The 13,473-nt window shown below is 40.2% G+C and carries 12 protein-coding genes; 8 read left to right on the top strand and 4 right to left on the bottom strand.

Annotated elements, in window-relative coordinates:
- Nucleotides 1-4 precede the first annotated feature (4 nt).
- From ACMKPP_RS03940 to ACMKPP_RS03930, 3 genes are read left to right on the top strand one after another with little or no spacing between them, the layout of a single operon-like run.
- Complete coding sequence (locus ACMKPP_RS03940; RefSeq protein ID WP_279008745.1) at nucleotides 5-1,177, top strand: ABC transporter substrate-binding protein; 1,173 nt, start codon at nucleotides 5-7, stop codon at nucleotides 1,175-1,177.
- Between the two features lie 16 nt (nucleotides 1,178-1,193).
- A complete protein-coding gene (locus ACMKPP_RS03935; RefSeq protein WP_279008743.1) occupies nucleotides 1,194-2,243 on the top strand; it encodes a FecCD family ABC transporter permease in 1,050 nt (349 codons plus the stop codon).
- Entirely contained in the window at nucleotides 2,240-3,016 is a 777-nt protein-coding gene (locus tag ACMKPP_RS03930) for an ABC transporter ATP-binding protein (RefSeq protein WP_279008741.1), read from the top strand. The genes ACMKPP_RS03935 and ACMKPP_RS03930 overlap by 4 nt, the downstream gene beginning before the upstream one ends.
- A gap of 153 nt (nucleotides 3,017-3,169) precedes the next feature.
- On the opposite strand, the gene ACMKPP_RS03925 is transcribed toward ACMKPP_RS03930, so the two are convergent.
- The 4 genes from ACMKPP_RS03925 to ACMKPP_RS03910 form a co-directional block, all read right to left on the bottom strand.
- The gene (locus tag ACMKPP_RS03925) at nucleotides 3,170-4,270 is read right to left on the bottom strand and encodes a metal ABC transporter permease (RefSeq protein ID WP_279008739.1); all 1,101 of its coding nucleotides are present in this window, start codon (nucleotides 4,268-4,270) and stop codon (nucleotides 3,170-3,172) included.
- Nucleotides 4,267-5,232, bottom strand: coding sequence for a metal ABC transporter permease (locus tag ACMKPP_RS03920; RefSeq protein WP_279008737.1), 966 nt, complete (start codon nucleotides 5,230-5,232; stop codon nucleotides 4,267-4,269). Before ACMKPP_RS03920 ends, ACMKPP_RS03925 begins: the two co-directional genes overlap by 4 nt.
- The gene (locus ACMKPP_RS03915) at nucleotides 5,229-5,960 is read right to left on the bottom strand and encodes a metal ABC transporter ATP-binding protein (protein WP_004697906.1); all 732 of its coding nucleotides are present in this window, start codon (nucleotides 5,958-5,960) and stop codon (nucleotides 5,229-5,231) included. Before ACMKPP_RS03915 ends, ACMKPP_RS03920 begins: the two co-directional genes overlap by 4 nt.
- 146 nt (nucleotides 5,961-6,106) lie before the next feature.
- The gene (locus ACMKPP_RS03910) at nucleotides 6,107-7,048 is read right to left on the bottom strand and encodes a metal ABC transporter solute-binding protein, Zn/Mn family (RefSeq protein WP_418369302.1); all 942 of its coding nucleotides are present in this window, start codon (nucleotides 7,046-7,048) and stop codon (nucleotides 6,107-6,109) included.
- A gap of 463 nt (nucleotides 7,049-7,511) precedes the next feature.
- On the opposite strand from ACMKPP_RS03910, the gene ACMKPP_RS03905 reads away from it, so the two are divergent.
- The 5 genes from ACMKPP_RS03905 (at nucleotide 7,512) to ACMKPP_RS03885 (ending at nucleotide 13,241) form a co-directional block, all read left to right on the top strand.
- On the top strand, nucleotides 7,512-7,889 hold the full coding sequence (locus ACMKPP_RS03905; RefSeq protein ID WP_315296314.1) for an energy transducer TonB: 378 nt from the start codon (nucleotides 7,512-7,514) through the stop codon (nucleotides 7,887-7,889).
- Between the two features lie 10 nt (nucleotides 7,890-7,899).
- Nucleotides 7,900-8,247 carry an energy transducer TonB gene (locus ACMKPP_RS03900; protein ID WP_004697914.1) on the top strand — a complete coding sequence of 116 codons (348 nt, stop codon included), beginning with the start codon at nucleotides 7,900-7,902 and terminating at the stop codon, nucleotides 8,245-8,247.
- Between the two features lie 228 nt (nucleotides 8,248-8,475).
- Nucleotides 8,476-10,092 (top strand): PAS domain-containing protein, encoded by a 1,617-nt coding sequence (locus ACMKPP_RS03895; RefSeq protein WP_004697795.1) that lies wholly within the window; start codon nucleotides 8,476-8,478, stop codon nucleotides 10,090-10,092.
- A 366-nt stretch (nucleotides 10,093-10,458) separates the two neighbouring features.
- Nucleotides 10,459-12,087 carry a phosphoenolpyruvate carboxykinase (ATP) gene (locus tag ACMKPP_RS03890; protein ID WP_042977301.1) on the top strand — a complete coding sequence of 543 codons (1,629 nt, stop codon included), beginning with the start codon at nucleotides 10,459-10,461 and terminating at the stop codon, nucleotides 12,085-12,087.
- A 248-nt stretch (nucleotides 12,088-12,335) separates the two neighbouring features.
- Nucleotides 12,336-13,241, top strand: coding sequence for a LysR family transcriptional regulator (locus tag ACMKPP_RS03885; protein ID WP_024061068.1), 906 nt, complete (start codon nucleotides 12,336-12,338; stop codon nucleotides 13,239-13,241).
- Nucleotides 13,242-13,473: the final 232 nt, after the last annotated feature.

The following is a 13,473-nucleotide window of genomic DNA, read 5'->3' as shown; positions in this document are numbered from 1 at the left end:
TTCTATGGTTAAGAAAAAGAAATTTATGGCGTATCTTGCCACCGTGCTCCTACTGATTGTGAGTATGATTATGACGGCTTGTGGTGGTTCAGCAGATACGAAAAAGGATGCGGCACAATCTGGCAAACAAATTGAAATTACCGACGTAACTGGTCAAAAGGTTACGTTGAAAAAACCAGCAGAACGCGTAGTAGTTCAATTGAGTGCTTCTGGTGGTGCGTTCTTGACTATGGCTGCGTTGCAAGGCAAAGATGTGGCTAAGACTATTGTTGGTATTGACCCTTATTTAAGCAAATTGCGTACAGATATGTGGGATCGCTACAAATCTGAAGTGCCAGAGTTGGAAAAAATTCCTCTCATTGGTAACGTAAATGATAAAACATTTGATGTGGAAAAAGTAATTTCCTTAAACCCAGATGTTATTTTCATGCCTTTATATTTCAAAGATCAATATGAAGCTGATTACAAACCTAAAATTGATGCAGCTGGCATCCCTACTATCTATATCGATTATCATGCGGAAAAGCTTGAAAATCACCAAAAATCTATCGAAGCTATCGGTAAAGCATTGGGTAAAGAGGAGCGTGCAGCAGAAATCAACAAGTTCTATACTGACCGTTTAACAAGAGTTATGGACCGCATTAGCAAAATTAATAAACCAAAACCAACTGTTTACATTGAAACAGGTAACGAAGGTCCAGAAGGTTTAGGTTTTGCGTATAGTGGAAACGTAGCATGGGGCGCATTGGCAACGCAAGTTGGTGGCGACCTTATTACAAAAGATGTAGTTCAAAAAGCAGGTCCTGTTAACCCAGAATTTATTTTGGAAAGAAACCCAGATATCATCATGATTATCGGTTCTTACTGGCCTAAGAAACCGACTTCTATGCGTTTAGGTTTTGATACAAATGAAGCAAAATCTCAAGAGTTATTGAAAGCTTTCACCACAGAACGTCAAGGCTGGCCTGAATTGAAAGCCGTTAAAAATAAACAAGTATACTCCACTCATCATGGTTTACCTCGTGAAGTATATGATGTTGCCGTATTCGAATACTTAGCTAAAACATTCTACCCTGAAGAATTCAAGGACGTAGATCCAGAAGGCACACTTAAGGAATTCTATGACAAATTCCTTCCATTCTCTTACGGTGGCGTTTGGTTTATGCATTTGAATTAAAAAGGAGTTTTTCGTAGTGACAGAAACTAACAATCAGTACGATTATAAGAAGCAGAGTTATAAAAAACTATTGTTCATTATTATCGGATTGATCATTTGTGCGGTAAGTTTTGTTACCGATATTATTGTAGGTCCTGCATCACTTACGTTGAGTGATGTATGGCTCGCATTAATAGACCCAACAGAGGTTTCCAAAAACGCATATGTTATCATTTGGTCGATTCGTCTTCCAACGGCCATTATGGCATTGCTCGTAGGTGCTTCTTTGGGTATTGCCGGTGCTGGCATGCAAACCATCCTTGATAATCCACTCTCTAGTCCGTATACACTTGGTATATCCGCAGGGGCTGGCTTCGGTGCATCTCTCATGGTAGTTGTTGGTGCTAGTGCATTAGAGTTTTTAGGTGTCTTTATGGTTCCATTCGGCGCCTTTGTATTTGCTAGTTTGACGAGTTTCTTTATCTATTCCATCAATAAGATTAAGAACTTCTCCTCTGAAACGATGATTCTCGCTGGTATCGGTATGATGTTCTTGTTCCAAGCACTTCAATCCTTGATGCAATATATGGCATCTCCTGAGGCCCTTCAAAACATCGTATTCTGGACGATGGGTAGCTTGGCGAAGGCAAACTGGATTAACATCTCCATCGTTCTCCTCGTACTAGTTATCATGCTTCCACTTATGATACGTGAATCTTGGCGTTTAACAGCATTAAAATTAGGCGACGAAAAGGCTTCTGGTCTTGGTGTTAATGTTGAAAGCTTACGAGTAAAAGTGTTTGCTTTCATCTCCATCATTACAGCCGTTGCTGTTTCTTTCGTTGGAACCATTGGTTTTATCGGTATTGTAGGACCACATATTGCACGTATGCTTGTGGGTGAGGATCAACGTTATTTCTTACCGTTATCTGCAGTGTGTGGCATGGCGATTTTGTCTCTCGCATCTATTGCGAGTAAGATGCTCGTTCCTGGGGCGATGTTCCCAATCGGTATTGTGACGGCAATCATCGGTGTACCTTTCTTCTTCTCGTTGGTATTAACTAGGAAAAGGAGCTATTTCAAATGATTGAAGTTCATAATCTAACCTTTGGCTATTCCTCCACGGAAGACGGACAAATCTTAAAGGGCGTTGATTTTGCCGCTAAAACAGGTAAATTGACTGCGCTCATTGGTACTAACGGTGCTGGTAAATCTACACTGTTAAAAACAATCATGGGTATCTTGAAAGGCAAGGGCGAGATTTCCGTCAATGGTAAACCTGTATCTCAATATTCTACAAAGGATTTTAGTAGTACAGTGAGCTATTTGTCTCAAGATAATGACTGTAAAGTCAATCTATCTGTTTTTGAAGTCGTTATGCTAGGGCGCATGGGATCCATGTCCTTCCGCGTAAGTGATGAGGACATTGCAGCCACACAAGAGGTATTGGAACGGTTGAACTTACAGCGCTTTGCATCGCGCAGCATCATGGAGCTCAGCGGTGGTCAACGCCAACTGGTGTTCATAGCGCAAGCCCTTGTAAAAGAACCTAAAATCTTAATTCTTGATGAACCGACAAGTGCGTTAGATTTGTATAAGCAATTTGACTTGTTAACATTGCTAAAAAATCTGACTCAAGAAAATGATTTTACAACACTCGTAACATTGCATCATCTTGATCTAGCGGCTATGTTCGCAGATGAAATCATCGTGCTCAAAGAGGGTAGAGTATACGCTCAGGGCGCACCGAAAGACATCTTTACAGAAGCTATGATGGAAGATGTATATCGTGTTAAAACAAAAATTTATATGGATGACAAAGACATGCCTCACGTCATTCCATTAGAAGCCATTAACTGATCAACGCATCAGTTCAACAAATAAAAGAAGCTGAAATCTTTGTATTGATTTCAGCTTCTTTTTTGTTGGGAAAAATATTAAATTTATACAATTCATTTAATTAGACTATACGGATTTGCCTGTCTTTGTGGCTACCAAAACCCATATGGTTAATTAAATAATTTCCTTTACCTGCGCCACGCCTTTATCGGTCAGCATATAGTACCCATTTGTTACATACAACAAGCCTTGCTTCTTAAGATGTGATGCGGCTTGGTGTGTATAGTCTGGCTTCCAGTTCAAGTGTTCGTGAATGGTGCCGATACCGTTTTCAATGGCCGCCACAGGTGTGTTCATATGGGTATAGATGTGGCAGAGCATCATCGTTTCTCGATAGTGACGACGCAAGTGGCGTTGACGACGATAGGTTGCGATATAGCCCGTCTTTGGCGTGCAAATAACGGCAATTAATAAAGCGAGACCTATGGTGGTTGCAATGGAACCCGCGATGGATACGTCCATGGTGAAAGCTACTTCCGTACCGACGACAGCACAGATTATACCGATGATGATACTGCTAGTAAGCATGGCTTTCACAGAGTCCGTCCATAAATAAGCGATGGCTGCAGGTCCTATCATGAGGCCGATGACGAGAATGGCACCAACCGCTTGGAACGAGGCTACAACGGTGAGGGATACCATGGTCATGAGCACATAGTGGATGAGGGCTGGCATAAAGCCGAAGAGCCCCGCTAGTAGCGGATCGAAGGTAGATAACTGCAATTCCTTGTAGAAGAGCATGACTAAAATTAAATTGATGATTGCCACGCCTAGAGAAATCCATAGCGATATAGGCCCCAAGTCGGTGCCGTTCACAATCCATCGGTCAAAGGGGGCAAAGGCTATTTCGCCGAGTAATGCGGTATCTACATCGAGATGAGCGTTACCACTGTATAGGCTGACTAGAATGATGGCGATAGAGAATAGAAGCGGGAAGATGATGCCGATAGACGCATCTTCGTTGACAAGCCCCGTATTGTGTATCATTTCTGTAAGCCATACGGTGCCTACACCAACTAAGGTAGCCCCGACGAGTAGAAATGGAGAGTTTAAATCTTCCGTCATAAAGAAGGCTAGCACGATGCCGAGAAATACGGTGTGCGTAATGGCATCGGCCATCATGGACATGCGGCGCAATACGAGGAAAACCCCAGGGATGGCACATGCGATGGATACCGCAATGGCAATGAGCAATATCTCTGTATGAACTGTCATGGGGCACCTCCTATGCGAGGTTGTGCGTCCTCTGCTACGTAAATACTATGCTGTGCCTTGGATTTGGGAGCCCTTGTGGTTTCTAACAATAATGCGTGCTTTGACTGTCTATTTTTGCGGAACTGCCAGAGCATACCTCTGTTAGGAGCAAAGATGAGGCTCAATAATACGAGAATCGATAAAATAACTATGATAGCTGGGCCTGTCGGTAATTTTAGAACCGATGTACTCCAGATAGTACCGCCGATGGCGGATATCATGCCGAAACATCCTGCTAATATACACATGGTGCCCAGTTTATTCGTCCACTGTCTTGCCCCTACGGCGGGTGCAATGAGGAGGGAGCTAATCAAAATAGCGCCTACCGATTGAATGCCGATAATAATGGTCATGATCAATAGTGAACGATATAAAATAAGGGTGAAAGTGACGGGAATTTGTAGTGTTTTGGCGTATTCCACATCGAAGGAGATGAGCTTTAACTCCTTCCAGAATAATGCGGTTAACACGATGATGATGAGCGCCGCTGCAGATGTGATGTACACGTCACGCGCCAATATGGTGGCTGCCTGTCCAAATATGAATTTTGAAAGCCCCGCCTGACCTGCATTGTTTAGACTTTGAAGGTAGGTGAGTAGAACCATACCAAGACCAAAGAAGGCAGAGAGTATAGTAGCCAGAGCGCCATCGAATTTGATTTTGCTGTTTTCTACGGTAATGGTAATGAGCCAAGCCGCAGTAATCGATGAAAGTGCGGCACCGGCGATGAGAACCTCAATATCTTTAATGCCTGTCAGCAAGAAGGCTATGACCACACCGGGTAATGCCGCATGTGATAGACCGTCACCAATGAGACTTTCCTTGCGAAGTACCGCAAAGGTACCAGCGATACCGCTAGCGAGACCTAATAACGCCGTGCCGAGCAGTACCATTTGCGTCGTATAGGATTGGAGTATGGTCATACAATCCTCCCCTTGCCGTAGGTGCGCTCAATAGCTTCGTCCGTAAATGTATCTGCTACGGGGCCATAGGCGACAGTTTGTTTGTTTACCATCGTTACCCAATCGAAATATTGGGGCACCGTATTTAAATCGTGGTGGACGACGATAACCGTTTTGCCTCGAGCTTTCATTTCTTGTAAAAGCGAAATAATAGCATGCTCTGTGGTTTTATCGACGCCCTTGAACGGTTCGTCCATGAGGTAAATATCTGCCTCTTGGACGAGGGCTCTTGCGAGGAAGACGCGTTGTTGTTGTCCCCCTGAAAGCTGGCGAATTTGTCGATCCACATAGTCGCTCATACCCATTTTTTCAATCATAGAGAGGGCGAGTTCCTTATCCTTTTTGCTAGGTCGCTTGAACCAACCTAGATGACCATAACGGCCCATGAGTACTACATCTAGTACGGTGGTAGGAAAGTCCCAGTCTACGCTGCCACTTTGAGGGACGTAGGCGATTTTCTTGTAATCATTTTTGTCCATTGCTAAGTGGTGATCGATATAAAATTTTACACTTCCTGAGATAACTGTTAGTAGACCGAGCATGGCCTTTAATAATGTGGACTTACCGGCACCATTAGGGCCGACAATGGCCGCTAAGGAACCGATGGGTACCTTCATATCTACGTCCCATAATACGGGTTTTGTCGTATATGCTACGGTCATATCTTCAACTTCAACGGCCCATTCCATGGAAACCTCCTTGTATTAATGAGTGCTACTGGCTGTGAATTGCTAGTAGCACATGTACTTACAATAATAAAGTAAACTTAAGTCAATCTAATTTAGTATAAGTAAATTTACTTTGTTGTATTCAATTAAGAAATTCTAATAAATGATTATTTAAGTGCTTTGGTAATTGTATCAATATTAGCTTTCACCATACCGATATATGTACCACCTTCAGTGCCTTCAGAGCCGAGAGAGTCAGAGTATAATTCGCCGCCGATGGAGACGTTCCAACCTTTAGCTTTAGAAGCTTCTTGAACGGCTTCAATTGTTTTGTGAGGTACAGAAGACTCTACGAAGATAGCTTTGATCTTGTGGTCTACGATATATTGAACCAGTTCATTCACATCTTGTGTGCCTGCTTCTGTAGCAGTGCTTACACCTTGCAAACCTTTTACTTCAAAGCCGTATGCGCGAGCGAAGTATTGGAATGCATCATGAGCTGTTACAAGTACGCGAGATTCTTTCGGAATAGATTCTGCTTGAGCTTTAACGTACGCATCAGTTTCATCTAACTTAGTAAGATATGCGTCATAGCGTTTTTTGTAATCTTCTTTATGAGCCGGATCGGCTTTAGCAAGACCTTCGTATACTGCTTTTGCTGCCAGCTTCCAGTTAGCAACGTCAAACCAAATATGAGGGTCTTTTGTTTTTACACCATCTTCTTCGTCAAAGTCGAGCAATGTAGATGGATCAATGGCATCAGATACGCGGATGGTCGCTTTATTTTGCTTTGTTAGATTATCGAAAATGGAGCCCATTTTACCTTCCAAGTGAATGCCGTTGTATACTACAACATCCGCCTTAGACATAGCTGTTACATCGCCTGCACTCGCTTGATATAGGTGAGGGTCTACACCTGGGCCCATGAGACCTTGAACGGTTACATGGTCACCGCCGATTTCTTTTACTAAATCCGTTAACATCGTCGTTGTAGCTACGACATTAAGTTTTTTCTGACTATCTTGGGCTGTGTCTTTTCCGCAGCCTGCAAGGGCAAATACTATAAGTGCTAATGATACGACGACTAATAAAATTCGATTAAATTTCATAATAAGTCTCCTTTTTATAGATACTAAATTTAAAAACATTAATGACTTTGTTTGAGGGACATATTTTGTTCTAATAATGAAATAATTTGAAGAAGGAAAATATCTCTCTGAATTTAAACGGAAAACTAGCCGCTACTAACGTAGCGGCTAGTGGCAGTTATACGGTCTTCTGCTAAGGTCAAAATAATCTAGGGAATAAGTGCTTGTAGATGGTTAGGCCCAACGAGGGCAACAATACCAAGTACCATCATGACCTTCATTTGAATACGCTTTCTACGTCTCATGATGAACCTCCTTTGTGTAGTTTTTTGTCATATCAACTAGATATGTGAGTCCGGACAGTTATCTTGAATTCAATATATCATAAATGAGAAATTTTATCAATAAGAATTTATTCTTTTAATATTCATCTTTATTTAGTATGATATTATGCATAGACAAAAGGTTAATAAGGAGGCTTCTTATGAATAAATTATTCCGATACGCTGCTGCAGGTGTACTTATTGCATCTTTTGGCATGGTAAGTGATTATACAGCCGATGCGGCGAAGTTTTTAGAATCTCCACGTGAGGTTACTATTGTAAAACCTGAGTTGCCTGAGATTCCTAAAACCGCTACGGTAGCGCCTGATATGCGCGTACGCTTCTTGATTGATAAAAAAGGTAATGTTAAAAATGTTTTCGTTGAGCGTTCTTCTGGCTATGCTCCAGTTGACGAAGCAGTAAAAAAAGCAATTTTACAGTGGAAATTCACACCTGCTATTGGCACAGATCAAAAGGCACACGAATCCATTATTGGGATGACAATTACTCTGCCTAAGCAAGCTGTGAAAGCTAAATAAGGAGAAAACGATGAATAAAGTGTTGCGTTGTATTATATTAAGTTCATTGTTTGTAATGAGTATGGTAGCTTCTGTGTTGGCAGCTCCATACGACCCACCAGTAGCTATAGCTACACCACCTATTGACCGAGCACTGCTCGCTGCCTATGGTGAAGCAGCTCATGGTGCGGATATACGTTTTACCATCAAGGAAGATGGTTCTGTAGGGGACGTTGAAGTTGTTTCATCTAGTGGCTCTAGTGCTCTTGATGCGGCTATTGTAGATACTATTTCTAAATGGAGATTTAGTCCTGCTACAGATTCCAATGGTAAACCTGTAGCATCTTCTAAAACTGAATATATTGATTTTAAAAACTAATCAAAATCACTCATACAGAACTGCACCCAAAAAATTGGACACAATTTCGAGGTGCAGTTTTTGCATGCCAAAATATTCTAAAAAATAAAGTAAGGTTATTCATTTTCATAATATTGGATTCGTAAATCTTAAAAATTAATCAAAATTGTATCTGTAGCAACTGAAAATTACTTTCAAAATGATATAATAAAACTGTAATAATAAATTAGCCCGTGGAGGTATAAGCATATGAATCCATTAAAACAAAAGCTAGATATTAATAATGAACGTTACAGAATTATCGTGTCCATTAAAGAAGATTATTTGGATGGTAAATTGTCCTTAGAAGAGGGCAATCGCATTTTAAAAGAAAAATTAGGCACTTGTACACCTGATGAATTTGCCTACGCAGAGCAAAGCTTGAAAGGTGTTTACAAGGACGAAGAAATCCTAGAGAAAATGGATGATCTCTTAGAATTATTTGATGGCGTTTTGGTGCGTGCCGAAAATGAGTACCCTGAAAATCATCCGTTATGGGCATACTTGGAAGAAATTAACGCTGTTGAGAAGGTAGCACTAGAAGCGGATGAGTTATTAAAGCAAGAGAAGTTTATCAAAAATCCGTGGCTCGGCGTTTTTGATTCCTTAGCAGAGTGGAGAACACATCTGTCTCGTAAGCAAAATCAACTTTATCCAATGCTTGAGGACCACGGCTTTGACCGTCCAACGCGTATTATGTGGACCTTTGATGATGCTGTGCGCGATGCTATCTCTGCATCCTATGCATTGCTTCGAGAAGATAAATACGAAGAATTCCTAGCGTCTGTGCCAGAAACATTGGCAAAATTGCGTGATTTGAATTCTAAAGAATTAGAAGTCTTATTGCCCACATCTTATAAATTGTTGAGCGACGAAGAGTTTGTGCGGATGAGTAAAAATGACCATGAAATTGGTTATGCCATTATTCAAGCGCCAGGTTTATATGTAGTGCCAGGTATTAATGATTCTGCGGCGCAATTGAATGGTAATAATTCAGCTCAAGGTGGTGCTGTATCTAATGAATTCTTAAATGATTTAGCGGGTTTGTTATCTAAATATGTAGGTCCTGTTGGAGGTGCGCCCGTTGGTAAGGACGCAGTCCTCGATGTAGCCACAGGTAAATTGACATTAGAGCAAATTAATTTGTTATTCCGTCATCTCCCTGTAGATTTATCCTATGTAGATGAAAATGAACTAGTTAAGTTCTACAGCGATACACCACATCGTATTTTCCCTCGCAGCGCGAACGTTATCGGTCGTGAAGTGAAGAATTGCCACCCAGCGAAATCTGTTCATATAGTAGAGGAAATCGTAGAGAAGTTCCGTTCTGGCGAGCAAAGCCAAGCGGAGTTTTGGATCAATAAACCAGGCTTGTTCATCTATGTTATTTACACAGCCGTACGCGATGAAAATGGTAAATTCCGTGGCGTATTGGAAATGATGCAAGACTGCACTCATATCCGTGAGCTCGAAGGTTCCCGTACATTATTGACTTGGGATAAAACTGATTTTGTAGGCGATGGTGGTAAGGAAAAATCCTTGGCTCAAGAGGCTGCAGAAGAGGTAGAAGAAGAGCCGTTAACAACTGATGCGGATGGTCGATTCCATATCGATGCGAAAACGACATTATCTAATCTAATTAAACAATGCCCAGAAATTGTAGATCATTTGATTTCTTTAAATCCTAAATTCGAGAAATTAAAAACACCTATGGTAAAAGTAATGGCTAAGGTAGCAACAATTAAGATGATGGCAGAACGCGGCGATTTTGAGGTAGATGATCTAATTAGTAAAATCGACGCATTTATCAATAAAGATAAGAAATAATTGTATTCTTTAAACGCTAAAGAGGCGAGTTCTTAAGAGCTCGCCTCTTTTTGCTTTGTTATTTGACTAGTTGTTTTGTAAATAGGTTTAGTTACTTTGTAACTATGTCTAGTTTTAAGATACTCTATTGAATACTAATAGTTTTATGCAGCTAGGTATTAATTTATCGCATTATAAATGTGCTGCACTAATTTAAAATAAACATACATTAATTTCCTATAAATCATCTGTTTTATGTATACAAATTTGACTGAAAAGGGTAAAATAGAAAATAATGAAAGTATTTGCCTAAGCAGTGTTTTCATATACAACATTACTTTTACAAGCGAAATTGCTAATATATTTAAAGGTGAGGATCTAGATACTATGTCTACAAGACGCGTTTGGAAGCAAAGTGAAATTAAAACAAACCCATTATTTTCTATGATGCGCAGTACAATTGAAACTGCATTCTATGGGAACAATGTAACTCCTGTAACATCTGTGGCACAAGCGTATCAACTAGCCTCTGAAGAGCCAGGTGTTATCATCCTCGATATGCCGGTATTTAAACCATTAGAACAAGGCTTGCCAGCTGATGCAAAGGTCCTTGTTACAAATGATGGTAAAACTACAGGTCGTTATGCTAAAGCTCGTCGTATTATTGGAGACGAGGGTATCGATGAAGTTGAACTCGCGAATATTGCACGTGATGCAGTATATGATAGCCGTAGTAAAGAGTGGATTTCTGCAGAATCTATCGTTGGTCTTGATAAAAAATTCACAGCTCGTGCTCATTTGATGATTCCAAAAGATCACGCATCTATCTTGTATTCTTGGCTCATGAACTTTAAGTTCTTTGATGCAGCTGTAAAAGAATTCTACAATGACAGTGTAGAGATTCCAGAAGGCGACATCTATATTTACTCTGATCCTGACTATGTTGTACCAGGTCATCCAGGCGGTCTTGCTATTTTCGACCCTGCTCATAACTGTGCTATGATTCTTGGTATGCGCTACTTTGGGGAGCATAAAAAAGGTACGCTTACACTTGCGTGGTCCTTGGCAAATCGCTTCGACTATGTTGCTTGCCACGGTGGCATGAAACGTTACAACCTTGAAGATGGTAAATCCTACACTATTGGTGTATTCGGTTTGTCCGGTTCTGGTAAATCCACATTGACTCATGAAAAACATGATGGTCGTTATGATATTTCTATCTTACATGACGATGCATATATCATCAATACTGAGGATTTGAGTTCGATTGCTCTTGAACCTACGTACTTTGACAAAATGCAAGATTATCCTGTGGAACATCCTGCTAACGAATTCTTGTTGACGCTACAAAATGTAGGTGTAACGATGGATGAGGATGGCCGTAAGGTTGTACTGGCCGAAGATGTGCGAAACAGCAATGGACGTGCTATTAAATCTCAATTCTGGACAGATAACCGCGTAAACTACGTAGGTGAACCTGTTAATGCGATTGTATGGCTTATGAAAGATAAAACATTGCCACCAATCCTTAAGATTTCCGATCCTGTATTGGCTTCTACAATGGGTGCAACCCTTGCGACTCGTCGTTCTACAGCAGAAAAACTTGATGCTCACGTCGATCCAAATGCGCTTGTTATCGAACCATATGCAAATCCATTCCGTACATATCCATTGGTTCGTGATTATGAAAGCTACAAAAAATTATTCTCCAAATGTGGCGTAGAATGCTACATTATGAACACAGGTTTCTTCTTGGAAAATAAAATTCCTAAAGAAGTTACTCTCGATTTGTTAGAGCGTTTAGTAGAAGGTACATTAGAATTTAAACCATTCTGTGAATACGAAAACCTTTCCTATGTAGAGGTTCCTGGCTTTGAACCTCCATTCGAAGTGCGCGAGTATCATCACCAATTGCACCAAGCTTTTGAGTTCCGTTATGATTATGTAGAAAAACTTAAAGGTCATAAAAACGAATTACCTCAAGAAGTATTGGATGTACTTAAATCTTTAATGTAATCTAAAAATTAAAAAGGGTTATAATAGAATGGGGCTGTAATAGAATGCGATTTTACCGCATCCTATATGTAGTTCGTTTAACTTATAAGACATACCAAGAAATTTAGGTTTGTAAGACACTAAATTTCTTGGTATTTTTTTATTTTTCCCCATGTATATGTAACGTATATTTTAGTAATATATAGTTATAATAGAAATAATGTTTTATTATAAGACTTGTATATGTACATAGTAATAAGGACTCGTATATGGACATAAAAGACATTAAATATATTAGTACCATTGTTGAGATGGCATCATTTTCAAAGGCATCTAAAAAATTATATATTTCTCAGCCCGCGTTGAGTCAGGGGATTCGTCGTATTGAAGCAGAGCTAGGGGTTACGTTATTTGTTCGTGATCGTACAAAAGTTGTGCCAACTGCTGCGGCGTTACAAATTGCAAAAGAGGGTATGCCGTTAGTTTTAAAGGCGGAGGCTTTAACGCAATCTATCATTAATCAAGGCACAGATGTAGCCTATCATGTACGTATCGGCTTGTCTCAATTCTATGGACATCATATGCTTGGGAAAACACTGAAAAGCTTTCAACAGATAGAGCCTTCTTGGGAGTTCCATGTTGTAGAGGGAGAATCTCACTTTTTGGAACAGCAAATTTGTGATGGCTTAGTAGATGTAGGGCTATTCCCAACGCCGATTTATTCTCAGGACCTTGAAAGTTATCCCGTTTTAGATGAGCAGATTTTATTGGCTATTAGTGTGGAAAATAAGAAGGCCATAGACATTGCAGATTCGCTCATGACCGGTGATGGAATTCGAGAAATATCTCCTTTTGGAGCATTTCCGTTTATTTTGCTAAGAGAAGGTCTCAAATTGCGGACGTTGGTTAACCGTCTATGCCAAGCGGAGTCCTTTGTGCCAAAAGCCGTCATTGGCTCTGAAACGTTAGATTCATGCCGGTCCTTGGTAGAAGATGATTATGGTATCACATTCTTGCCGAATACTCTTAATAGCAAGGGGGATGACGATAAGGTTAAATTCTATCCTCTTGCATCGAAACTTTGCTGCCGCCAATTAGTTCTTGTGGCGAGGTCTGATAGGGCAAAACGTTTCCATTTATCTGAAGTAGCACATATTATGCAGCAATTTTTGTAATGTATAGATATAAAAATAGTTAGGTGGCGTATCCTAAGGAGGGCGGGACATATTAATGAATTAATAATTAATATATAAATTAATACGTAAATCCATCAATTAATCAATAAGATATAGAGACTAATTCCTGTAAAATTCAGGAATTAGTCTCTTTTTATTTATGAAAAGAAACTGAAAGAATCGAATTAAATAAATATAGTAATTATCATATTCTTAGATATAGATGCGTCAA

Origin of the sequence: Veillonella parvula, assembly GCF_048309325.1 — a bacterium.
GTDB classification, from domain to species: Bacteria; Bacillota; Negativicutes; order Veillonellales; family Veillonellaceae; genus Veillonella; species Veillonella parvula_T.
The sequence above is the reverse complement of the archived record's forward strand: the minus strand, read 5'-3'. Positions and strand labels throughout refer to the sequence as shown.